This is a genomic window from Roseateles sp. FW305-36 (genome assembly GCF_058787015.1).
This window is the reverse complement of the sequence record NZ_JBYSZK010000003.1, coordinates 147,683-170,540: the sequence shown is the minus strand read 5'-3', so window position 1 is coordinate 170,540 and position 22,858 is coordinate 147,683. Positions and strand designations below refer to the sequence as shown.

Here is a 22,858-nt window from a genome sequence, read left to right as displayed (position 1 = left end):
CACTTCAGTGCAAGCGCCCCGGAGTTCGCTCCGGGGCGTTTCTCTTTCGGGTCGTCAACGCCTGAAGCGGGGCGCGGCGGCGGGTTGCCAGTGGCCGTCGCCGGACCGGACAAAACTTCCGCGGGCTTGCGCATGCGGATGCAGCGGCGCCTCGGCCAGTGTCAGCACGGGGGCGAAGCAGACGTTGGTGCCTTCCAGCAGGGCCGACCATTCGTCGCGTGTCTTCTCGCGGATGCGGGCAGCCACGCGAGCGCGCAGCGCCGGCCACTGGCTGCGGTCCTGCTGCGCCTTGGGGTCGACATCCATCAGCTCCAGCCGCTGCAGCAGTTCGGCGTAGAACTGCGGCTCCAGCGCACCCAGGGACACGAAGCGGCCGTCGGCGCATTCGAAACAGTCGTAGAAGGGCGAACTGTGCAGGAAGAAGTTCTGCGCTGGGTCCTCGCTCCAGCGGCCCGCCGCGCGCAGGGAGTGCATCAGGCTGGACAGCAGGCCCACGCCGTCCACCATCGCCGCGTCGACGACCTGGCCGCGGCCGCTGCGCTGGGCTTCCCACAGCGCGGCCATCAGGCCGAAGGCCAGGAACATCGCGCCGCCGCCCATGTCGCCGATCATCGTGACCGGGATGCTGGGTGCCACGCCGGCGCGTGTGGCCGTCGACAGCACGCCGGTCAGCGCGACGTAGTTGATGTCATGGCCGGCGGCCTGGGCCAGCGGGCCGGTCTGGCCCCAACCCGTCACGCGGCCGTAGACGAGGCGCGGGTTGGTGGTCGTGAAGACCTCGGGCCCGAGGCCCAGGCGCTCCATGACACCGGGTCGAAAGCCCTCGATCAGCGCGTCGGCGCCTTCGATGAGGCGGCGCGCCTCGGCCAGGCCCTCGGCCGTCTTCAGGTCCAGGCAGGTGCGCCGCTTGCCGCGGTCCAGGCCCGTGCCGGTGTCCAGCACCTGGCCACCGGGGCGCTCGATGACGAGGACGTCGGCCCCATGGTCGGCCAGCAGCATGCCCGCCAGCGGGCAGGGGCCGATGCCGGCCATTTCGATGACTTTGAGCCCGGTGAGCGGGCCGGCAGTAGAGGGCGCTTGCATCGGACAATGCTCGCATGAACAAGGCCTTCACCAAGGAATCCGATTCGTCCGACGATGACGACGACGGTCCTTCGCTGCCCAGCCTGCCGGCCGGCACGCGCAACTACATGACGCCGGGCGGCTATGCGCGGCTGCGCGCCGAGTTCATGGAGCTCATCGACGTCGAGCGGCCGAAGATGGTGGAGACCGTGTCCTGGGCCGCCAAGAACGGTGACCGCTCGGAGAACGGCGACTACCTCTACGGCAAGAAGCGGCTGCGCGAGATCGACCGCCGCCTGCGCTTCCTGACCAAGCGGTTGGACATCGCCGAGGTTGTCGATCCCAGCGCCCACCATGGCAGCGAACAGATCTTCTTCGGCGCGACGGTGACTTACGCGACCAGCAAGGGTGACGAGAAGACCATCACCATCAAGGGCATCGACGAGTCCGACAGCCTGGCCGGCGAGGTCAGCTGGATCTCGCCGATAGCACGCACGCTGCTGAAGGCGCGCGTCGGCGACGAGCTCAATCTCGTGACGCCGGTGGGCGTCGAGAAGATCGAGGTCGTCGAGGTCAGCTACCCCGCGCCGGGGGTCTGAGCATCGCGTCTGCGCGGGCACGTTCCTCGGGGCTGAGGCGCGCGGCGAGAGCGGGCAGGGCGGTCGCCGCCTGCTCGTGGCCGAGGCCCTTGGCCAGAGCGCACCAGGCATAGGCCGCAGCCATGTCCTTGTCGCCGCCCTGGCCCTGGGCCAGCATGACGGCGAGGTTGAACATGGCCTCGGGCTGGCGGCGCTGGGCCGCGGCCAGGAAGAACTGGCGCGCCGTCGCGAGGTTCAGCGGCACGCCTTCGCCGCGGTAGAAGAAGGTGGCCAGCGCGTTCTGCGCATCGGCATGGCCCTTGAGCGCGGCGTCCTTGTAGAGCACCAGGGCGCGTTCGGGCGCCGCCGGCACGCCTTCACCGAGGTCGAGCATCCGGGCCGCAGCGTAGGTGGCGTCGACATGGCCTGCCTTGGCCGCTGCGCCGTAGTAGGCGCCGGCGCGCTGCAGGTCCAGCGGAATGCCTTCGGGCTGACGCGGCAACTGATGGTGATAGAGCTGGCCCAGCAGATAGAGGGCCGGCGCATGGCCAGCCGCGGCGGCGGCCTGCAGATGGGCGAGGGCGCGCTTTCCATCTGCTGCTGTGCCAATGCCGTTCAGCTCGGCCTGGGCCATCAGCGTGCCGGCCGGTTCGAAACCGAAGTCCAGGGCCTTGCCCCACCAGCGGTAGGCCGCCGCCGGGTCGCGCTTCGTGCCCTGGCCCGTCAGCTCGATGCGCGCCAGCAGCAGCGTCGCCTCGACGCGCGTGCTGATGTCGTTGGGCTTCTTGGGATCGAAGCGCATGCGGTCGGCGACCGGGTCGTAGCGCGCGTCGACGACCTTCTGCAGCCACGCGACGGCCTTGGGTGTGCTGGCCGGCGTGCCCAGGCCCAGCAGGTGCAGGCGGCCCAGCATCAGGGCCGCTTCCTCGTAGCCGAGCTTGTTCCAGCCTTCCTCGAAGCGCACGCGGGCCTGGGCATAGTCGCCGGCCTCGTAGGCGTCGAAGGCCTGGGTCAGGGACTTGTCCTTGCGGGCGATCCAGTTGCGACCGGCGGCAAAGCGGCGGTCGGTGCCGGCGCAGGCCACCGAGGGCGCCATCGGTGTCGAGGTGTCAAGTCCTGCTGCGCCGTCGGGCATGCCGCTGGCCACGTCGGTGCTCTTGGCATTGCCCTCGGGGCTGCGATCGTTGAGCCTCTCGGCTTCGTTGGATGGGCTGTCCTGCAGGCCGAAGTCGCGCATATAGGCCAGCGTGACTTCGTCCTCGGCAGCCGAGTAGCCGCTCATGAAGGCGCAGGACGAAGCGTACTGGCGCGACAGCAGCTTGCTCTTGGTTGCGGTGACGAGGGCCGGATCGATGCCGCCGGTGCGCTGGCCCTTGAGCTGCACGGCGGGCAACTGGTTGTCCTGTGCCGCCGCCGCGCCGCAGGCCAGCAGGCCGGCGGCCAGGATGAGCGGCGCTCTCATCTTGGGCTGCGCAGCGTCATGCCCACCATATAGCGGCGGCCGCTGTAGGCGTCGAGATAGAGGCTGGGAATGCCGTCGCTGTAGCCCTGGTAGCCGCCGGTGTCGCTCTGGGTGCGCTCGCCGGTCAGGTTGCGCACGTCGGCGAAGAGTTCCAGGCCGTTCTTGAAGCGATACGACACCTTGGCGTCGACGAAGCGGGTGCGGCTGCCGAAGATGGGCGCGCCGGGGTTGTAGGGCAGCCGCCAGCCGGTCGTGCCGACCGACGGGTAGTTGTTGATGCCGACGTTGGTCGTCGTGTTGGGCGAGAAGGCGTAGTAGCGCGGCGCCACCACCTGCGTGGCGATGCGGGCCGAGAAGCCGCCGTCGTCGTACCAGAGCGAGGCGTTGTACGAGTACTTGGGCTCGTTGATGACGGGCAGCACGTCGCCGCTGATGAGGTCCAGCGTCGGCACGCCCTGCGTGGAGCGCACGCGGGTGTAGTTGGCGTCGAAGCCGGTGTAGCGCAGCACCCAGGGCAGGAAGGTGAAGGCCGTCTTCATGCCCAGCTCGATGCCGCGGCGCGTCGAGGGCTGCTGGTTGTCCCACTGGTTGAAGGCGAACTCCATGTCGGCCAGGGGCTTGCCGGTGACGGGGTCGACGGCACTGCTGCCCTGGAAGACCTTGGTGTTGGTGCGCGGGGCCACCAGCGTCGGCGCGCCGACGAGGCCGCGCTGGCGGAACACGGCGGCGCTCAGCATGGTGTCGCGGTTGGCGAACCACTCGACCGACAGGTTCTGGTTGACGTTGGTCTGCGGCTTCAGGTTGGGGTTGCCCATGGTGCCGGTGCAGCGCTGATCGGGGTCGCTGCCGTCCGGATCGTCGAAGCCCTGGTCGACGATCTCGCTGTAAATGCAGGTGCCCGAGGGCAACAGCTTGCTGACCGGCGGGCGGGCGATGGTCTTGCCGATGTTGTAGCGCAGCACGGTCTTGTCGGGCACCACCCAGAGGGCCAGGTTCAGCGACGGCATCACGTCGGTGTTGCTGCCCTTGATGGAGGTGTTCTGGCGGTAGAAGCTCGAGACCTGGCCCGCGGCGGCGCCGGGGTTGGCGGGGTCGAAGGCGGCTGTCTTGCGGATGGTCTGGAAGGTCAGCTGGCCGGTGCCGGCGACTTCGGTCTGCACGATGCGCACGCCGACATTGCCGGCCAGCTCCATGCCGAAGGGCAGCTGCCAGTTCGTGAAGGGCACGCGGTCGGTCTCGAAGTCCGTCATCAGGTAGGTTGCGTAGGCGCGCTCCTGGAAGCGGGTGACCGGCTGGTCATAGACCTGGCCATCGCTGGCCTTGCAGCTGACGACGCAGTCCAGGTTCAGCGGGATGCCGGCAATCTGGAAGAGCTTGTCGATGTCGAGCTGCTGCCAGCCGTCGATGAGGCCGGCCGCGCGGTTCTTGGCGCCGGCATAGAACTGGCCGGCAGGCGCGACGGACAGCACCTGCTTGACCATGTCCAGGTACTGGGCCTGGGTCAGCACGGTCTGGCCGTTCTGGGGCGTGGCCGGGTTGGTGCTGGGGTTGTAGCCGTAGACGCAGGGCTGGCCGCCGGCGCCCAGCGATCCGGCCGTGTTCTGGCAGCCGACGACGGAGCTGCGCGTGTTGACCGTGGGCAGGTAGATGCCAGGCACATAGCCCGCCGTGCCGAAGGTCCCTTGCGGGTCGGCCACCGTCGCGCCGCCCAGGCCCCAGTAGCTGCCGCGGGTGTCGCGGAAGTTCAGGCCGGCCTGCAGGTTCTGGAAGAAGTTGGACTGCTCGCGCAGGTCCAGCGTGAAATCGAGCTTGCCGGTCTTTTCGCTGTTGTCGCTCTTGTAGAGGCGGATGACCTGCAGATTGGTCGTTGGCGTCAGCAGCGCCTTCTGGGCCGAGGTGTAGGCCGGCACGGCGACAGTGTTGGTGGCCGAGACGGGGATGGCGGCCGAGGCCAGCTGAGGCGACAGCTGGGCGTATTTGTCGTAGTTGAGCTGGTCGTTGGCGCTGCCCGGCGGCAGGGCGAAGGTCCAGGAGCCGTCGGGCTGGATCTTGAACGAGCCCTCGCCGTACTGATAGCCGAAGGCGGCGCGGCGGTCGTAGCGGAAGGCGGCGGAGTCGTTGCTGCCGATCATGGCCTTCACGTTGACGCGGCCGTCCTTGTACTCGCCGCCGGTCTGCAGATAGTGCGAATTGGTGTTCACACGGCTGAAGATCATGTCCGTGTTGTAGAAGCCGTCGGTCGTCGTGTAGCTCGTGACGTGGTGGGAATCGTCCACCGTGTAGCCGGGCTTGATGTTGGAGACGGCGCCGGTGGCCAGCGTGCTGCCTGCGCGGTAGCTGTAGGTGTTGGGGTTGACGTAGTAGGGCCAGGCCAGGCCCGTGGCCACCGAGCGCACGCCGTTGGCCGAGTCGACGAAGAGGCCGGCGCCGTTGATGTTGGGCGCGCCACCCACCGAGAAGTTGCCGACCACGTCGGCCACGTCGCGGCGGTTGCTGCTGTACTTGCCGTAAAGGGACAGGTTGTCGTTGACCTTGAAGTCGATGCGGATGTCGCCGCCGGTGCGCTTGTCGTCCTGGCTGCGCACATAGGAGCGGATCAGCGCCGGGATGTAGTCATTCCACTGGTTCAGGCAGGTCAGCTGCTCGTTGTTGCGCTGGTTGATGGCAGCGGTTCGCGCGGTGACGCCATTAATGGCATTGGTCTGTGCCGTCGTCAGGTTGGGGAAGGCGCTGAAGCAGTCGGCCTTGCTCTGGGCGGCGGCGGACTTGGTCAGCAGCTCCATCGGCGTGGCGGCGTTGAAGCTGCCGCCGGCCGTCAGCGGCGAAGCGAGAAAGGTGGCGTTGACCGTGGGGTCGGTCGTCGACAGCGTGCCGGGCTGGAAGCTGAAGGTCTTCTGCGGCGAGTTGTCGAAGTCCAGCTGGCGCAGCAGGCCCTGCTGGTTGTTGCTGCCGCCGTTGGTGAGCTGGTGGACCTCGCTCTTGTAGCGCGAGTCGTTCAGGTTCAGCAGCACGCCCAGGCGCTTGTCCAGGAACTTGTCGGCCAGCACCAGGTTGTAGTTGGGCGTGGTCTTCTTGTTCAGGTCGCCTTGCGTTGCCGCGGCGCGCAGCGAGTAGTAGGGCTTGTCGAAGTCCAGGCCGGTGCGGGTCTCGATGATGATGCCGCCGCCCAGCGACCCCTCCACCATCTTGGCCGTCGAGCCCTTCACCACGTCCACGCTCTTGATGAGGTCGGAGGACAGCTCGCGGAATTCGGCACCGCGGCCATCGCCGCCGCCGAGCAGGTCGGTGCCGGCGCCGGAGCGCACGGTTTGGCCGTCGAGCTCGACGCGCGTCAGCTCGGGGCCGTTGCCGCGAATGGAGACGTTGACACCCTCGCCGTAGTCGCCGCGGTCCAGGGCCACGCCGGCCACGCGCGACAGCGCCTCGCCGATATTGCGGTCGGGGAAGGCGCCGACGTCTTCGGCCACGATGGAGTCCTGGGCCGTGGCCGCATGCTTCTTGCGGCCGATGGCCGACTGCTGCGACTGGCGGGTGCCAACGATGAGCACGGATTCCAGCGCCGTGACCGGCGCCTTGGGCTTGGCCTCGGCCGGCTTGGCTTCCTCGGGCTTGGCTTGCTGTGCCAAGGCGGCTTGCTGGGCCCACAGGGCCAGGGCCATGGAAACGGCGGTCGCCACCGCAGGCTTGCTGAACTTGTTCACAGGTCGTCTCTCCGCGCTCCGGTCGGGCCGGGCTTGTTGTGGGTCGCTCGGATGCTTAAAAGTCAGACTTATTCGTCTTTCCAAAGCCGCGACGCGACCTTAAGCAGGCGCTGTAACGGGGAGAAATTCGTTTTGGCCGGATTGCTATCCCGGCAAGGAATACCGGGCCCGGAAACACTGGTTAACCCGCGGAAGCGAACAGAAACAGTCACGGCCGTGATTGGCCGCGAACCGATGTCAACGCTGTCAGCGGACGGTGGTGCTAGGACGCGGAGGCGCCGCCTGGCGCTCTCGTTCTAAGGCTTGACGCGCCAGACGCGCTGGACGGGCGCGGTGCGCTTCAGGACGCGCAGCACGTCAGCGAGGTGCAGGCGATCGCGCACGGCGATGAGCAGCGTCATCTCGGCTGTCTCGCGCAGCTGGGCCTCGTCGCTCATGGAGATATGGGTGATGTCGGCCTCGGCCTGGGCCACGGCCTGGGCCACCTGAGCGAGCACACCCTTGCCATTGGCCATCAGCAGGGCGATGCCCGCCTCGAAGCTGCGCGTCAGCTCTTCGGCCCATTCGACCTGGATCCAGTGCTCGCTGTCGCGCTGGAAGAGGCGGCGCCCCACCGCGCATTCGCAGGTGTGCACGACCAGGCCTTCGCCGCGACCCAGATAGCCGCGCACCTCGTCACCGGGGATGGGGCGGCAGCAACTGGCGAGCTGCACCGAGGCACCCTCGCTGCCGTCGATGGTGACGCTGCCCTGGCTGGCCGGCGCTTCGGTGAAGCGCCCCAGCGTCAGCGCCAGCGCGTCGGGCTTCTGGCCCTGCTCGGCCATCAGGCGGGCGAGCTTCTTGGCGATGATGGTGGCGATCTTGCGGCCGGCGCCGATGTCCACCAGCAACTGCTCGGTGCCCGAGCTGCCGGCCCACGCGGCCAGCTCATGCCAGATCGGCGCTGCAGCGTCGTCCAGCTCCAGGCTGGGCAGGCCCAGGCCCTCGATGCGCATGGCCTGGGCCAGCATCTTCTCGCCCAGTTCGCGCGACTCTTCCTGCTCCAGGTCCTTCAGGTAGTGGCGGATCTTGGAGCGCGCGCGGCCGGTGCGCACGAAGGCCAGCCAGGCCGGGTTGGGACTGGCGCCGGGGGCCGTGATGATCTCGACGATGTCGCCGCTGCGCAGCTCGGCCCGCAAGGGCACGGCCTCGCCGTTGACCTGGGCCGCCACGCAGTGGTCGCCGACGTCGGAGTGGATGGCGTAGGCAAAGTCCACCGGCGTCGCGCCCTTGGGCAGGGCCATGATCTTGGACTTGGGCGTGAAGACGTAGATCGCGTCCGGGAAGAGGTCGATCTTGACGTGTTCGAGGAACTCGTTGGCGTCGCGCGTCTCGTCCTGGATGTCGATCAGGCTCTGCAGCCAGCGCGCATTGGCCTGCTGGGCGATCAGGGCCGAGGCCTGCTTGCCGCGGCTCTTGTAGATCCAGTGCGCCGCCACGCCCTGTTCGGCGATCTGGTGCATGCCTTCGGTGCGCAGCTGGAACTCCAGCGGCGTGGCCAGCGGCCCCATCAGCGTCGTGTGCAGGGACTGGTAGCCGTTGTCCTTGGGCGTGGAGATGTAGTCCTTGAAGCGCCCGGCCTGAGGCTTGTAGAGCTGGTGCAGCACGCCCAGAGCCGTGTAGCACTGCAGCGGCTCCTCGGTCAGGATGCGAAAGCCGAAGATGTCGCTGACCTGGGCGAAGGACAGGCCGCCCTTCTCGCGCATCTTCTTGTAGATGGAATAGACCGTCTTCTCGCGCCCCTGCACCTCGACGCGCAGGCTGGCCTTGGCGAAGGCGGCGCGGATCTCGCCCTCGATGCGCGACACCAGGTCGCGCCGGTTGCCGCGTGCCTTGCCCACGGCCTTGCTCAGCGCCGCGTAGCGCCAGGGGTGGAAATACTGGAAGGACAGGTCCTGCAGTTCGCGGAAGGTCTGGTTCAGGCCCAGACGGTGGGCGATGGGCGCGTAGATGTCGAAGGTCTCGCGCGCGATGCGGCGGGCCTTGTGCGGCGCCATGGCGCCCATGGTGCGCATGTTGTGCAGGCGGTCGGCCAGCTTGATCAGGATGACGCGCAGGTCGCGCGCCATCGCCAGCAGCATCTTGCGGAAGGACTCGGCCTGCGACTCCTCCTTGGTGGAGAACTGCAGCTTGTCCAGCTTGGTCAGGCCGTCGACCAGGTCGGCGGTCGTCGCGTCGAACTTCTCGATCAGCTCGGTCTTGGAGACGCCGCAGTCCTCGACGACGTCATGCATCAGCGCCGCCATCAGGGCTTGCGCGTCCAGGCGCCACTCGGCGCAGATGCCGGCGACGGCGATGGGGTGGGTGATGTAGGGCTCGCCGGTGGCCCGCTTCTGGCCCAGATGGGCCTCGTCGGCGAACTTGTAGGCCTCGCGCACCCGCTTGACCTCGGCCTTGCTCAAGTAGCCGAGCTTGGGCGCGAGAGCGTCGAAGGAAGCCGCCTCGGCCTGTGTCGGCGGCGCTTTCTCGCGCAGACCAGGCAGCGTGAACCAGGCGGTGAGGGAACGTTGGGCCATATGGGCCCCGAATTTATCCGATGCCCCAAAGGCAACGGGCGTCCAAGGACGCCCGTTTCAGCTTCGGCGGGGTCTGATTTAGACCGGAACCTTGCGCAGCATCTCGACGCCGACTTCGCCGGCGGCGATTTCGCGCAGGGCGGTCACGCCGGGCTTGTTCTTGCTCTCGATGCGGGGGCTGTGGCCCTGGCTCAGCATGCGGGCGCGGTAGGTGGCGGCCAGCACGAGCTGGAAGCGGTTCGGGATCTTGGTCAGGCAGTCTTCGACGGTGATGCGGGCCATGGTGTTCCTTGTGATTTGCGCGATCAGGGCAGATCGAGCGCCTGAAAGACGGCCGAGCGGTTTCGGCGCTGAGCTGCGTATTTTAGCCGTTGTGCGTGGACGATGGTCTTGAGGTCGAAAACTGCCGTGTCGAAGACCGCATTCACGACGACGAAATCGAAGTGCTGGGCCTGGGCGACCTCGATGCGGGCGTTGTTCATGCGCGTGGCGATGACCTCGGGCTCGGTGTCGCCGCGGCGGTTCAGCCGCAGCCGCAATTCGTCCCAGCTGGGCGGCAGGATGAAGATCAGCACCGCATAGGGGAAGAGCTGCTTGATCTGCAGGGCACCCTGGTAGTCGATCTCCAGCACGACGTCCTCGCCATGCTGCAGGCGAGCCTCGATGCCGGCGCGCGAGGTGCCGTAGAGGTTGCCATGCACCTCGGCCCATTCGAAGAAGTCGCCATGGTCCACCTTGGCGCGGAACTCTTCCGGCGTGATGAACCAGTATTCGCGGCCATGCTGCTCCTGGCCGCGCGGCGCCCGCGAGGTGTGGGAGACGGAAACGGCAAGGCGGGAGTCGAGTTCCAGCAGCGCCTTGACGAGGCTGGACTTGCCGGCGCCGCTGGGGGCCGCGACGACGAAGAGATTGCCGGGGTATTCCATGGATATGTTCGACGCTGGGGGTGGGCGGTCGGCGCGCTAAGTGCCTGTCGCTCCGGCAGTTTTTCCTGCTGCCCGACGATTGATCAAGTACGGACTTTAGCTTGCGGCCCCAGGCAGCCCCCTCGGTCACGGTGGGATAGCCCGGCATTTTTGGCATTCCTGCGTGGAATTCAGGCCCCGATCCGGCAGTAGCGTGGCGGCTTGTCCGACGTGCCCGGAGGCCGGTCATCCTTATCTTGAGTCCGTCGTTAAGGCATGACGAGGTCCATGCGATGCCACGCTATCAGCGCTACGAGGTTCATCCCGACAATCCGCAAGCCCGGCTGCTGCAGGCAGCGGTCGAGGTTTTGCGGGGCGGTGCAGTGGCTGCGCTGCCGACGGCAGCTGGGTATCTGATGGCCTGCCGCCTCGACGACAAGGCGGCCGCGATCAGGCTGATGCGCCAGGCGGACGAGAAGCAGCCCGTCATGCTGCTGTGCCGCGACCTGGCTCAGGCGGCAACCTATCTGCAGATCGACGACCAGGCCTTTCGGGCGATCCGGGATGCCGAGGCGGGCGCGGCAGCCTTTCTGCTGCGCTGCACCCATCGCGTGCCGCGTCGACTCGCCGCGTCTGCCGGCGGGGCCGGCCTGCTGTATTTCGGCGCGCATCCGGTCTGCCGGGATTTGCTGGACCTGCTGGATCAGCCCTTGCTGGCCTTGCCGCCGGGGTCGGACGCCGACGCAGTCGAGCTGCTGCCGCTGGATGGCTTGGACGTCGTGCTGGATGCCGGGCTGATCGCTGAACCGCGGGCCCTGGCCTGCGTGGAGCTGTTCAAGCCGTCCCGGCCCAGCCTGGCGCGCTGGACTGTCGAAACTGCCCCGTCCGAGGCGCGGATGGCCGCCTGAGTGACGACTTATTCGATGTTCTGCACCTGCTCGCGCATCTGCTCGATGGCCACCTTCATCTCGACCGAGATATTGGTCAATTCGAGCGCGGCGGACTTGGAACCCAGGGTATTGGCTTCCCGATGTAATTCCTGAATCAGGAAATCCAGGCGCTTGCCGAGCTCGCCGCCTTTTTTCAGCAGCCGGGTCAGTTCATCGAGATGGGCGCGCAGCCGCCCCAGCTCCTCGGCCACGTCGATGCGGATGGCAAAGGCCGCCGCCTCATTCAGTGCACGCTCCTGCAGGGCCTCCTGCGGCACGCTGCTGGCGGCGCCGGTGGTCGCCAGCGCCTCCTGCCAGCGCTCCAGGAAACGCTGCTGCTGGCGGGCCACGACGGCGGGCAGCAGGGGCTCGGCCTCGTCGGCCAGCACGCGCAGCCGCGCAATGCGTTCGTTCAGGATGGCGACCAGTTTCTCGCCTTCGCGCTCGCGCGCCTCGGCCAGGCCGTGGATGCAGGCCTGGGCGGCTTCCAGCGTGGCGGCGTCCAGCTGGGCCGGGGCGGCCGCGCCGCTCTTGCACCAGTTGAGCGCCTCGTGGACGCTCAGCGGCGTGGCCTCGGGCAGCCAGGTACGCACCTTGGCTTCCAGGCTGGCCAGGCGGTTGAGCTGCTCGGGCTGGGGCTGGGGCCAGGCGCCGTCGGCTTCGCGCTGAGTGTTGATGCGCAGTTCGATCTTGCCGCGCTTGAAACGGGCGGCGATCAGCTCGCGCAATTGAGGCTCCAGGCCGCGCAGCTCTTCGGGCATGCGCATGGACAGGTCCAGAAAACGGCCGTTCACCGATCGCAATTCGACGCTGACGCTGGCTTGCGTGGAGTAGTTGCCGTCCTCGGCTTTAGGGGGTTGCGCCAGGGAATTGGCGTACCCGGTCATGCTGTAGACTGGCATTTCGCATCTCGCAAAACAGACAAAACGCGATTATGTCCAAGCCGAAGCCGGCGCCATTGCCCGCAGGCACGGTGGTTGGGGGCTATCAGATCATCAAGCGATTGGCGGCGGGCGGTTTCGGCGTGGTTTATCTCGCCGAGGATCCCGACCATCACCTGGTCGCATTGAAGGAATATCTGCCCTCGTCGCTGGCCGAACGTTCGCCGGGCGAACTGACACCCCGCGTCAAGCCGGAAAAGCAGCCGCTTTACCGGTTGGGGCTGAAGAGCTTCTTCGAAGAAGGGCGCTCGCTTGCCCAGATCTCGCACCCCAGCGTCGTTTCGGTGCTGAATTTCCTGCGCGAGAACGAAACCGTCTACATGGTCATGAACTATCTGCAGGGTGACACCCTGCAGGATTTCATCGTGACCGCGCGCGACATGAAGCGCGACAAGGTCTTCCGCGAGTCGACCATCCGCAGCCTCTTCGACGAGATCCTGCGCGGCCTGCGCATCGTCCACCAGCACAAGATGCTGCACCTGGACATCAAGCCGGCCAATATCTTCATCACCAACGACAACAAGGCCGTGCTGCTGGATTTCGGCGCCGCGCGCGAAGTGCTGAGCAAGGAAGGCAACTTCATCCGCCCGATGTACACGCCGGGCTTTGCCGCGCCGGAGATGTACCGCCGCGATGGTTCGCTCGGCCCCTGGACCGACATCTACGCCATCGGCGCCTGCATCTACGCCTGCATGCAGGGCTATCCGCCCAACGATGCGCCGCAGCGCCTGGAGAAGGACCGTCTGTCCCTGAGCCTGAGCCGCCTGCGCAATGTCTATTCCGACAACCTGCTCGAAGTGACCGAGTGGTGCATGTCGCTGGACGCGCTGTCGCGCCCGCAGAGCGTTTTCGCGCTGCAGAAGGAACTCGCCCGCGAGACCGAAAGGCGCTACACCAAGCTCAGCTTCTCTGAACGCCTCAAGCTGCAACTCGAGAACCTGAAATCGGGCGCGAAGGCATGAGATTCAACGTCTTCCAGGTCAGCCGCCGTGGCGGCCGCGAGACCAATGAAGACCGCATGGGCTATTGCTTCACGCGGGAGGCCGGCCTGTTCGCGCTGGCCGACGGCATGGGCGGCCACCCCGAAGGCGAGGTGGCGGCCCAGATCGCGCTGCAGACCCTGGCGGCCCTGTTCCAGCAGGATGCCCGCCCGGTCATCGAGGACCCACAGCGCTTTCTGCAGGAAACCATCGTCATCGCCCACCAGCAGCTGCTGCGCTATGCGGCCAGCAAGGGCCTGCACGACACGCCGCGCACCACGGTCGTCGCCTGCATCCTGCAGGGCAACCAGGCCTGGTGGGCCCACTGCGGTGACTCGCGCCTCTACCTTGTGCGGGCCGGCAAGCTGATCGCCCGCACCCGCGACCATTCCTATTCCGAGTTGCAGGAAGCCCTCGGCCGCGTGTCGCGCGGCGGCGAACCCTTCAACCGCAACGTGCTCTTCACCTGCCTGGGCAGCCCCGGCAAGCCCATGGTGGACTGCCAGGGGCCGCTGGTGCTGGAAGCCGGCGACCGCCTGCTGCTGTGCTCGGACGGCCTGTGGGGCAGCGTGGAAGACGGCGAGATCGTCCAGCACCTGGCCGACCAGGCCATCGCCGAAGCCGTGCCCGACCTCGTCGAGCAGGCCCTGCGCCGCGGTGGCGAGCGCAGCGACAACGTCACCGTCCTGTCCGTCGAATGGGAAGGCGAGGGCGAGCCCAGCGGCGATACCACGCAGAACCTGGGCAATTCCGGCTTTGCCTCCACCATCCAGGGCGCCCTGGATGCCGACCTCGTCGCCGCCATGGACGAAGAGGAGATCGAGCGTTCCATACGCGAGATCAACGAAGTGATTCGCCAGTCGGGCCGCGGCGTCAATCGCCGCTGAAGGCCCCCAACCCTCCCTTTCTATGACCAAGACCTTCACGCGCAGCGCAGGCCGCGCTGCCAATCAATTGCGTCCGGTGCGCATCACCCGTGGTTTCACCGTGCACGCCGAGGGCTCGGTGCTGATCGAGTTCGGCGGCACCCGCGTGCTGTGCACCGCCTCCGTCGAGGAGCGCGTGCCGCCGCACAAGCGCGGTTCGGGCGAAGGCTGGGTCACGGCCGAATACGGCATGCTGCCGCGCGCCACCCACACCCGTGGCGACCGCGAAGCTGCCCGCGGCAAGCAGAGCGGCCGCACCCAGGAGATCCAGCGCCTCATCGGCCGGTCCCTGCGCGCCGTCTTCGACCTGGCTGCCTTGGGTGAGCGCACCATCACGCTGGACTGCGACGTGCTGCAGGCCGACGGCGGCACGCGCACGGCGGCCATCACCGGCGCCTTCGTCGCCGCCCAGGACGCCGTCAACAAGCTGCTGGCCGACAGCAAGCTGTCACGCTCGCCGATCAAGGAAGCCGTGGCCGCCATCTCCGTCGGCATCGTCGACGGCGTGCCGCTGCTGGACCTGGAATACGTCGAGGATGTCGCCTGCGACACCGACATGAACGTCGTCATGACGGCCTCGGGCGGCTTCGTCGAGCTGCAGGGCACGGCCGAAGGCGTCGTCTTCACGCGCGACGAGATGAACGCGCTGCTGGACCTTGCCGACAAGGGTATCCGCGAACTGATCGAACTGCAGAAGGCGGCATGAGCTACGCAGCGCCGGGCCGCCCCAAGCAAGTAGCTATCCCCTCGGGGGATCGCTCGACGTACTCGTCGGGCGAGGGGCAGACATGAAGCTTGTCCTCGCCTCCAACAATGCCAAGAAGCTCGTCGAGCTGCAGGCCCTGTTCGCCCCGCTCGGCATCGAGCTCGTGAACCAGGGCAGCCTGGGCATTCCGGAGGCCGAGGAACCCTTCGACACCTTTGCCGAAAACGCGCTGACCAAGGCCCGCCATGCGGCCCGGCTCAGCGGCCTGCCGGCGCTGGCGGATGACTCGGGCCTGAGCGTCGACGCGCTGGGCGGCGCGCCCGGCGTGCGATCGGCGCGCTATGCGCTGGACGCCGGTGGCGAGAAAAGCGATGCGGCCAACAACGAGCGTCTGCTGCGCGAGATGGCCGGCCTCGAGGACCGCCGCGCGCGCTTCGTCTGCGCGCTGGTGGCCGTGCGCAGCGCCGCCGACCCCGAACCGCTGATCGCCATGGGCCGCTGGAGCGGCGAGATCCTGGCCGCGCCGAGCGGCGAGGGCGGCTTCGGCTACGACCCGCTGATGCACATCCCCGCGCTGGGCCAGACCGTGGCCAGCCTGGGTGCCGAGGTGAAGAACCGCCACAGCCATCGCGCGCTGGCCGCGGCGCATCTGATCCAGCAGTTCCGCGAGGTCTGGCGCCTGGGCTGAAGCATGGCTGACGTCATCCACCTGATGCGTCCGGGCACGCTGCAACTGCCGGCGCTGCCGCCGCTCGCGCTCTATGTCCATCTGCCCTGGTGCCTGCGCAAATGCCCCTACTGCGACTTCAATTCGCATGAGGTCAAGGATGGCGCGCTGGCCGTCGACACGGCCGAGGCCTATCTCGCCGCGCTGCGCGCCGACCTCGAAGCGTCCCTGCCGCTGATCTGGGGCCGGCCCGTCGTCAGCATCTTCATCGGCGGCGGCACGCCCAGCCTCTTCAATCCCGAGCAGATCGGGCAACTGATCTCCGACATCCGCGCCCGCCTGCCGCTGGAGCCGGGCTGCGAGATCACGCTCGAGGCCAACCCCGGCACCTTCGAGCGCGAGCGCTTCAGGGGCTTCCGCCAGGCCGGCGTGACGCGACTGTCCGTCGGCGTGCAGAGCTTCGATGATGCCCAGCTGAAGACGCTGGGCCGCGTGCACAGCTCGACCCAGGCGCGCGAGGCATTGGCCGAAGCCGCCGGCGCCTTCGAGACCTTCAATCTCGACCTGATGTACGCGCTGCCGGGCCAGAGCCTGGACGACCTGGCGCGCGAGCTGGACACGGCCCTGAGCTTCAAGCCGCCGCATCTGTCCATCTACCACCTGACCATCGAGCCCAATACGGTGTTCGCGACGCGCACGCCGGTCGGCCTGCCCGATCCCGACCTGGCCAGCGACATGCTGGACCTGATCACCGAGAAGACCGGCGCCACCGGGTTGTCGCGCTACGAGGTCTCGGCCTATGCCCGCGAAGGCCATCGCTGCGCGCACAACCTGAACTACTGGCAGTTCGGCGACTACCTCGGCATCGGTGCCGGCGCGCACAGCAAGCTCAGCTTCCCCAACCGCGTGCTGCGCCAGGTGCGCTGGCGCGAGCCGGCCGCCTTCATGGCCCAGGCCGACAAGGTCAGCAACGAGCACGAGGTGGCCCGCAAGGACCTGCCGTTCGAGTTCATGCTGAATGCGTTGCGGCTCAAGGAGGGCGTCACGGTGACCCAGTTCCTCGAGCGCACCGGCCTGCCGGTGTCTGCCATCGCCAAGGGCCTGGAGACGGCGCGTGGCCGGGGCCTGCTGGCCGAAGACGCCGCCCGCATCCAGCCGACCGAGCGCGGCTTCGATTTCCTCAGCGACCTGCAGCAGCTCTTCCTCTGAGGCGGCGCAGGCCCAGCGCGGCGCCGCCGGCCAGCCACAAGGCCGCGCTGGCCGGTTCCGGCACGGCACTGATGGACGTCAGGCGATATCCCTCGCCGCCGAAGGGCGTCACGGCGCCACTCTGGGTGACGATGTGGATGTGGCTGACCCAGCTCAGGTCACTGCCCCGGGCCGCATTGGCGGGATGCGCGGCGAAGTCGGCCAGGCTGAAGTCCGCCGTGAACGGCCCGTCATGCTGGGGCAGGTTGATGCCGAGCTGGCTGTAGTTGTCCAGCTCGTTGCGGTAGTAGAGCTGGACGATGACGGAGATGCCCTGCGGTGCATCGGCGAACGAGAAGCGCAGCGTCGATTCCTGGCTCAGGTCCAGATGCATCAGGTGGTCGGTGATGCCGCCGTAGTACAGGTCGAGGCGGTGGCTCGCGCCTGGGTCCGTGCGCAAGTCCAAGCCAGCCGGGCTGACGTTGACCAGCCCGGTCAGGGCTGGGTCGCCGCTCAGCAGCAGACTCCACACCCGCTTGCCGCTGGCCATGTTGCCAAACTGCGTCAGGTTGCCGCTGTCCGCGATCGGGTTGGGAGCCGCGTGCATGGCCAGCCCCGCGGGGCCGCTGGAGAAGTCGTCGATGAGAACCTGGGCCTGGGCGGTCGGCAGCAGCAGCGCGGCAGTCAGGGCCAGCGCGATTCGGGCGTGAGGCATCGGCTTCATGGCTTTCTCCAGACAGGGCGGCAAAGCACCGTGCGGCCGTCCCTGTTCATGCAGACGCTGGGATGCAGGCAGACCGGACATGCCCGCATGCGCGAGCGAGGCTGCTGGGCGGGCACTCATGCGATGCCTGCTGGTTGCCGGTGCCGCTTTGCCAGCAGCAATGTGCCCATCACCAGCAGCAACCAGGCCGGCGGCTCGGGCACCGGCGCAAGCGCATGCAGGTAGTTGGCGCCGCTGGCAGACTCGACGGTGAAGGCGATCGGTGCGAGTGCGGAGATCGTCGACCGCAGTGGCATGCCTTGCGGGTCGAGTTCTACCGACAGCAGCCCACCCCATTGCACGGCCAGCGAGGCCTGACCCGCCGCGTGGCGAGGGAAGACATAGGCCGGGTCCGAGACGTCGAGCGCGGGCGGCGCCACGCGAACGTCAGCTTCGGCAGTTCCATAGACCTCCACACCCAGGGGCTCGCCGAACACGAAGGGCAGCACGACATCGAGGGTGAGCCAGCCGGCCTGCTTGGGGCCGACATAGCTGACCAGATTGCCACCCGTCGCGGGGTCCTTGACGTCGTAGCTCATGGTCTGCAGCTCGTCGGCCTGGTAGTGCAGGGCATCGAAGCGCGGGCCAGGCAGCCATTGCACCTGCCCGCCTTCAGTCGATCGTTGTTGCCACTGGAAACTCTGCAGCGAGACCTCGGTGTCGACCCATGCCCGCTCGCGGGCCGCGGCGCCTATGGGTTGGCTGTCGAGCGCGCCGATGGCGTCACTGCGAATGAGCAGGCGGGCGTGAGCCAGTCCGTGCCAACCAGCCAGGCCTGCGGAGCGAATGCGCAGGATGTCGGCAAAGGCGTCGTCGACGTCCGCCGTGCCGCTGGCCGTGGCATGGTGCTGCAGGGTGCCGGGTGGCGGCGTCGACCAGACCGATGCGCTGAGGCTGCCCTGCATCCAGCCCATGCCCATGCTGCTGTTCACGGACGCCAGGTTGGCGGGCAGCACGGGGTCGATGACCGACGCGGACAGGGCCGGCTGCAGGCCTGAAGTTGCCGGTGCCTGGTAGAACCCCGCGTCGTCCGTGTAGCAGTCCAGCGGACAGCGGTGGCCCGACACGTCGATCGTGGCCGACGCTTGCTCACGCACCTGCGCGAAGAAGCCGCTGGGTAGCACTCCGGCGGCATGAGCCACCATGACGAAGCCGCCGAATGCGGCACACAGGCCTCGACGCAGCCAGCCCCAGGCCTCGCGGCCCGGAGTTGTATCAGCGCAGACGTTGGAGGATGAAAAACTCATGGGCCGGTCCTTCCTGGTGGCTGTGGGCTGGCGACAGGGCGCCCTGCCACTCCTTCAGACGCAGGCCCGAGGGCAAATGCGGACATGCCGCTGCCACCGTCGAAGACGGGTGCCGCTGTGGGCAGGGCGCGGCAAGCCTGGCCAGGACGGCTCAGCGATCCACGGCCGCCGTCTCCGTGAGCCGCTGCTGCAGCGCCGCGATCTCGGCGTGCAGCCAATCGCAGAAGGCGCGCACGGCTGGGTCGTCGCGCAGGGCCTCGGGGTAGACGACGTGATAGTCGCGCCCGGCATCCAGGTCCAGTTCCTGCGCGGCCACACGCACCAGGCGGCCGTCCAGCAGCGCATCGCCGGCGATCAGCTCGCGCGCGAGTGCCACGCCCATGCCTTGCTCGGCCGCCTGCAGCAGCACGCCGGCATCGTTGAAGCTGGCGACGACGACGGGCGCCACCGGGAAGCCAGCGAGCGCGAACCACTCGCGCCAGACGTCCACGTCGTCCAGCAGCGGCTGCGAGGCCAGGGCCGACAGTGGTTGGCCGATGAGGCGGTGCGCCAGCGCGGGCGCCGCGACGGCGATCAGCGGCGAGTGGAAGAGGCGCTCGTTGACGAGACCCGGCCAGGGCCCGCGACCGACGCGCAGGCCGAGCTGATAGCCCTCGCGCTCCAGATCCACGACCTGCTGGCCGGTGTGCAGGTCCAGCGTGATGCAGGGCTGCAGGGCCTGCCAGCGCGGCAGGCGCGGCATCAGCCAGCGCTGGGCGAAGGAGGGCAGGGAGGTCACGCGCAGCAGCTGCGCCTGGTTGCTGTGGGCCTGGTTGGCGGCCAGCAGGCCGGCCTGCAGTTCGGCGAACACCTTGCTGACGGCGCGCTGCAGGGCCTGGCCGGCCGGGTTCAGCGTCAGCCGCCGGCCCTGGCGGGTGAACAGCTCGAAGCCGAGCTGGGTCTCCAGGCCGCGGATCTGCTGGCTGACGGCGCTGTGGGTCAGGTGCAGGCTTTCGGCCGCGGCGCGCAGGTTCTCGGTCTGGGCCGCAGCGCGGAAGGCGGCCAGGTAGTGCAGCGGAAAGCGGTCGAGGGATGCCATTTGGTAAGCCAATCAAACCAATCAGTGCAGAAATAAGCGCTTCTCGGTGTCGTTCTGGATGAATAGCATAACCAGCACATCAAGGAGCCGCCATGAACACCCTTCTGCCCCGCTGGATTGCCTTTGCCTCGTTCGCCGCCGTTTTCGTCCTCGCGACGACGCGCGCCGGTGCCTTCACGGACTCGAATGCCGAACTGAAGGAAGCTGCCGCCGACAAGACGGACCGTGTCGTCGTGGTCGGCAAGGCCGCGCCGCCGGTGCGCACGGCCTGGGTGCCGGTCAGCCCGAAATCGCTGGACGGCTTCAAGCCGGTGTTCCCGAACGAGCCGGTGGTCGTTGCGCGTCAGCGCCCGGTGCTGCTGGCCAAGGCCGAGGCATCGGCCAGCGCCTCGAAGCGCTGAGCCAGTTCAGACGCGGTTGAGCGAGATGCCCGAGGTGGCGCGCAGCCGCTCCAGCACCTTGGCCGCAATCTGGTTCAGCGGCAGCACCTCGTCCGCCGCGCCGGCCGCGATGGCCTCGCGCGGCATGCCGAAGACGACGCAACTGGCTTCGTCCTGGCAGTAGTTGTAGGCGCCGGCGTCCTTCATGACCTTCATGGCCTTGGCGCCGTCGGCGCCCATGCCGGTCAACATGATGCCGATGGCGTTCGGGCCCACCACTTTGGCGGCCGACAGGAAGAGGGCTTCCACCGACGGCTTGTGCCGGTTGATGGGCTCGCCGTCCTGCACGCGGGCGATGTAGTTGGCGCCGCTGCGCTCCACGCTCAGATGCATGCCGCCCGGCGCGATATAGCCGTGACCGGGCAGGATGCGCTCGCCGTCCTGCGCTTCCTTGACGCGGATCTTGCACAGGCCGTCCAGACGCGCCGCATAGCTCTTGGTGAAGCCGGGCGGCATGTGCTGGGTGATGACGACGGCCGGGCTGTCGGCGGGCAGGTTGATCAGCACGTCCTTGGTGGCCTCGGTGCCGCCCGTGGACGCGCCGATGAAGATGATCTTCTCGGTCGAGGCCTTGCCGAGGCTGGCCATGGTGACGGCCTTGACCGGCGCAGGCGCGGCGGTGCCCGGCGCGGCCGGCGGCGGCGCGCGGCGGATATGGGCCTTGGAGGCGATGCGGATCTTGTCGGTGATGTCCTGGGCCAGCTGGCGGATGCCGTCGGCCACGCCGATCTTGGGCTTGGCGACGAAGTCGATGGCGCCCAGTTCCAGCGCCTTCAGCGTGACCTCGGCGCCGCGCTCGGTCAGCGTGGACACCATCACGACGGGCATGGGGCGCAGCCGCATCAGGCGCGACAAGAAGTCCAGCCCGTCCATGCGCGGCATCTCGACGTCCAGCGTGATGACGTCGGGATTGAGGTTGCGGATCATCTCGCGCGCCACCAGCGGGTCGGCGGCCGCGCCAATGCATTCCATGTCGGACTGGCGATTGATGATCTCGGTCAGGATGGAACGCACCAGCGCCGAATCGTCCACCACCACGACCTTGGTCTTGGCCATCGTTGGCCTCCTCAGAACAGATCGATGGAGCCGCCGCTGCTGGCGACCGGCTGCACCTTTTGAATCGCTGCCTTGTCCTGCTGGACCAGTGCGTCGGTATTGGTCGGCGCCAGGCGCTTGACCATGGCCTTGCCGCTGGCCGGCAGGAAGCAGACCTTGCGTGGGTACACGTCCATCACGTCCTTGGACACGATGGGAATGCGTTCCAGCTTCAGGAAGTCGATGACGAAGTTGGTATTGCGCTCGCCGACGTTCAGCGAGTTCATACCCGAGATGACGGCGCCGCCGCCGAAGATCTTGGCTTCCATGCGGGCCTTGCTGGCACCGCGCTTCATCATCTCGTTGATCAGCAGTTCCATCGCATAGGAACCATAGCGGCCGGAGTCGCCATTGCCCTCGGGCAGCATGAAGTGGTTCATGCCGCCGACCTTGGCGACGCGGTCCCACAGGCAAGCGGCGATGCAGGAGCCCAGCGTCGTCATGACGAGCAGGTCTTCCTGGTCGACGAAGTACTCGCCCGGCAGGATCTTGACGGCGGCGTTCTTGAAATGGGCGTCGTAGAAGAAGAAGGAGGCCTCGCCCTGCTTGCGTGGCTGGCCCTTGAGGTGGTTGACCTTGGCCAGCGCGGCTGGGTTGCCGAGCGTCGATGCAGTGGCGAGAGGCGTACTCATTGGCTCAGACCCGTTCGTAAATCGTCTTGCCGCGCAGCTTGAACAGGTCGCGCGATTCGGTGAAGTTCTCGGAGTGGCCGACGAAGAGCAGGCCGCCGGGACGCATGACGCGATGGATGCGCTCCAGCACCTTGCGCTGCGTCGGCGCATCGAAATAGATCATGACGTTGCGGCAGAACACCATGTGGAAGGGGTCGCCGAGCTGCCACTGCGCATCCATCAGGTTCAGCGTGCGGAACTCCACCCAGCGCTGCAGCTCGGGCTTGACGCGGATCTTTCCGGAATTGGCGCCGGTGCCGCGCATGAAGAAGTTCTTCAGCCGGGTCGCGTCCAGGCCGCGCGCATCGGCGTTGTAGACGCCGCGCTTGGCCGTGGCCAGCACATGGGTGTCGATGTCGCTGGAGACGAGCTGCACCGCGGCGCCGGGGCCCAGGGCTTCGCTGCAGGTCATCAGGATGGAATAGGGCTCCTCGCCGGTGGAAGCGGCGCAGCACCAGATGCGCACGGGCTTGCCGGCATAGGGCTTGAGGTCGTCCTTCAGCGCGTGGAAATGATGGTCCTCGCGGAAGAAGGAGGTCAGGTTGGTCGTCAGGCAGTTGACGAACTCCTGCCACTCGGCGGCACCGGAAGGGCCCGTGGACGCTTCCAGCCACTGCAGATAGCTGGCGAAACTCTTGTGCCCGGTCTCGCGCAGGCGGCGCGAGAGTCGGCTGTAGACCATCGCATGCTTGCCGTCGTGCAGGCTGATGCCGGCATGCTTGTAGATCAGTTCCCGAACACGATCGAAGTCGGCCTTGCTGAAGGTGAACTCGTGATCCAGTGCGTCGTTGCCGGTGGCGAGGTCGGGTGCGGGCATGTCGAAAATCAGATTTGTTGGTGCTCGCAGCAGTTCTGGCGTGGCGCGCCGATTCTGCACCGCAGGCCGTTTTTACGGTCCGGGTGCGACCCAGCATAGTGCAAACAGGCCGCAGGAACGTGCCTGTTTCACGACCTGGACACAGGG

General features: G+C 67.6%; 21 protein-coding genes. 8 read left to right on the top strand and 13 right to left on the bottom strand.

Annotated elements, in window-relative coordinates; translation table 11 throughout:
• Positions 1–54: 54 nt before the first annotated feature.
• Complete coding sequence (locus tag AC3WOE_RS07510) at positions 55–1,083, bottom strand: CaiB/BaiF CoA transferase family protein (protein WP_492689417.1); 1,029 nt, start codon at positions 1,081–1,083, stop codon at positions 55–57.
• Positions 1,084–1,097: 14 nt separating this feature from the next.
• Between AC3WOE_RS07510 and greB the strand changes: the two genes are divergently transcribed.
• Complete coding sequence (gene greB, locus AC3WOE_RS07505) at positions 1,098–1,661, top strand: transcription elongation factor GreB (protein ID WP_492689416.1); 564 nt, start codon at positions 1,098–1,100, stop codon at positions 1,659–1,661.
• Here the strand turns inward: greB and AC3WOE_RS07500 are convergent.
• The 5 genes from AC3WOE_RS07500 to gmk all read right to left on the bottom strand — a co-directional run bounded on the left by AC3WOE_RS07500 (position 1,636) and on the right by gmk (position 10,284).
• Complete coding sequence (locus tag AC3WOE_RS07500; protein WP_492689415.1) at positions 1,636–3,102, bottom strand: tetratricopeptide repeat protein; 1,467 nt, start codon at positions 3,100–3,102, stop codon at positions 1,636–1,638. The genes greB and AC3WOE_RS07500 overlap by 26 nt on opposite strands.
• Positions 3,099–6,803, bottom strand: a complete 3,705-nt coding sequence (locus AC3WOE_RS07495; RefSeq protein WP_492689414.1) for a TonB-dependent receptor — start codon at positions 6,801–6,803, stop codon at positions 3,099–3,101. The genes AC3WOE_RS07500 and AC3WOE_RS07495 overlap by 4 nt, the downstream gene beginning before the upstream one ends.
• Positions 6,804–7,099: 296 nt before the next feature.
• The gene (locus AC3WOE_RS07490) at positions 7,100–9,358 is read right to left on the bottom strand and encodes a RelA/SpoT family protein (protein ID WP_492689413.1); all 2,259 of its coding nucleotides are present in this window, start codon (positions 9,356–9,358) and stop codon (positions 7,100–7,102) included.
• A gap of 78 nt (positions 9,359–9,436) precedes the next feature.
• On the bottom strand, positions 9,437–9,640 hold the full coding sequence (gene rpoZ / locus AC3WOE_RS07485; protein WP_268166323.1) for a DNA-directed RNA polymerase subunit omega: 204 nt from the start codon (positions 9,638–9,640) through the stop codon (positions 9,437–9,439).
• Positions 9,641–9,663: 23 nt separating this feature from the next.
• A complete protein-coding gene (gene gmk, locus AC3WOE_RS07480; protein WP_492689412.1) occupies positions 9,664–10,284 on the bottom strand; it encodes a guanylate kinase in 621 nt (206 codons plus the stop codon).
• A gap of 272 nt (positions 10,285–10,556) precedes the next feature.
• On the opposite strand from gmk, the gene AC3WOE_RS07475 reads away from it, so the two are divergent.
• Positions 10,557–11,171, top strand: a complete 615-nt coding sequence (locus tag AC3WOE_RS07475) for a Sua5/YciO/YrdC/YwlC family protein (protein ID WP_492689411.1) — start codon at positions 10,557–10,559, stop codon at positions 11,169–11,171.
• Between the two features lie 8 nt (positions 11,172–11,179).
• Here the strand turns inward: AC3WOE_RS07475 and AC3WOE_RS07470 are convergent, their stop codons facing one another.
• Positions 11,180–12,079 (bottom strand): YicC/YloC family endoribonuclease, encoded by a 900-nt coding sequence (locus AC3WOE_RS07470; protein ID WP_492689410.1) that lies wholly within the window; start codon positions 12,077–12,079, stop codon positions 11,180–11,182.
• Positions 12,080–12,126: 47 nt separating this feature from the next.
• On the opposite strand from AC3WOE_RS07470, the gene AC3WOE_RS07465 reads away from it, so the two are divergent.
• The 5 genes from AC3WOE_RS07465 to hemW all read left to right on the top strand — a co-directional run bounded on the left by AC3WOE_RS07465 (position 12,127) and on the right by hemW (position 16,621).
• The gene (locus AC3WOE_RS07465) at positions 12,127–13,095 is read left to right on the top strand and encodes a serine/threonine protein kinase (RefSeq protein ID WP_056195338.1); all 969 of its coding nucleotides are present in this window, start codon (positions 12,127–12,129) and stop codon (positions 13,093–13,095) included.
• Entirely contained in the window at positions 13,092–14,000 is a 909-nt protein-coding gene (locus AC3WOE_RS07460; protein ID WP_492689409.1) for a PP2C family protein-serine/threonine phosphatase, read from the top strand. Before AC3WOE_RS07465 ends, AC3WOE_RS07460 begins: the two co-directional genes overlap by 4 nt.
• 22 nt (positions 14,001–14,022) lie before the next feature.
• Positions 14,023–14,745, top strand: coding sequence for a ribonuclease PH (gene rph / locus AC3WOE_RS07455; protein ID WP_492689408.1), 723 nt, complete (start codon positions 14,023–14,025; stop codon positions 14,743–14,745).
• Positions 14,746–14,827: 82 nt separating this feature from the next.
• Complete coding sequence (gene rdgB / locus AC3WOE_RS07450; protein WP_492689407.1) at positions 14,828–15,433, top strand: RdgB/HAM1 family non-canonical purine NTP pyrophosphatase; 606 nt, start codon at positions 14,828–14,830, stop codon at positions 15,431–15,433.
• 3 nt (positions 15,434–15,436) lie between these two features.
• The gene (gene hemW, locus AC3WOE_RS07445; protein ID WP_492689406.1) at positions 15,437–16,621 is read left to right on the top strand and encodes a radical SAM family heme chaperone HemW; all 1,185 of its coding nucleotides are present in this window, start codon (positions 15,437–15,439) and stop codon (positions 16,619–16,621) included.
• Here the strand turns inward: hemW and AC3WOE_RS07440 are convergent.
• From AC3WOE_RS07440 to AC3WOE_RS07430, 3 genes are all read right to left on the bottom strand, one after another.
• Complete coding sequence (locus AC3WOE_RS07440) at positions 16,593–17,324, bottom strand: PEP-CTERM sorting domain-containing protein (RefSeq protein WP_492689405.1); 732 nt, start codon at positions 17,322–17,324, stop codon at positions 16,593–16,595. The two genes, hemW and AC3WOE_RS07440, sit on opposite strands and share 29 nt — an antisense overlap.
• 116 nt (positions 17,325–17,440) lie before the next feature.
• A complete protein-coding gene (locus AC3WOE_RS07435) occupies positions 17,441–18,610 on the bottom strand; it encodes a hypothetical protein (protein ID WP_492689404.1) in 1,170 nt (389 codons plus the stop codon).
• A 151-nt stretch (positions 18,611–18,761) separates the two neighbouring features.
• Positions 18,762–19,688, bottom strand: a complete 927-nt coding sequence (locus tag AC3WOE_RS07430; RefSeq protein WP_492689403.1) for a LysR substrate-binding domain-containing protein — start codon at positions 19,686–19,688, stop codon at positions 18,762–18,764.
• A gap of 92 nt (positions 19,689–19,780) precedes the next feature.
• Here AC3WOE_RS07430 and AC3WOE_RS07425 point away from each other — a divergent pair, with 92 nt between their 5' ends.
• The gene (locus tag AC3WOE_RS07425) at positions 19,781–20,089 is read left to right on the top strand and encodes a hypothetical protein (protein ID WP_492689402.1); all 309 of its coding nucleotides are present in this window, start codon (positions 19,781–19,783) and stop codon (positions 20,087–20,089) included.
• A 6-nt stretch (positions 20,090–20,095) separates the two neighbouring features.
• Here AC3WOE_RS07425 and AC3WOE_RS07420 read toward each other — a convergent pair whose 3' ends face one another.
• From AC3WOE_RS07420 to AC3WOE_RS07410, 3 genes are read right to left on the bottom strand one after another with little or no spacing between them, the layout of a single operon-like run.
• Positions 20,096–21,184 carry a protein-glutamate methylesterase/protein-glutamine glutaminase gene (locus AC3WOE_RS07420; protein WP_492689401.1) on the bottom strand — a complete coding sequence of 363 codons (1,089 nt, stop codon included), beginning with the start codon at positions 21,182–21,184 and terminating at the stop codon, positions 20,096–20,098.
• A gap of 11 nt (positions 21,185–21,195) precedes the next feature.
• Positions 21,196–21,855 (bottom strand): chemoreceptor glutamine deamidase CheD, encoded by a 660-nt coding sequence (gene cheD / locus AC3WOE_RS07415; RefSeq protein ID WP_492689400.1) that lies wholly within the window; start codon positions 21,853–21,855, stop codon positions 21,196–21,198.
• Positions 21,856–21,859: 4 nt separating this feature from the next.
• Positions 21,860–22,711: a CheR family methyltransferase gene (locus tag AC3WOE_RS07410; protein WP_492689399.1), complete on the bottom strand. Its 852-nt coding sequence runs from the start codon at positions 22,709–22,711 to the stop codon at positions 21,860–21,862.
• Positions 22,712–22,858: the final 147 nt, after the last annotated feature.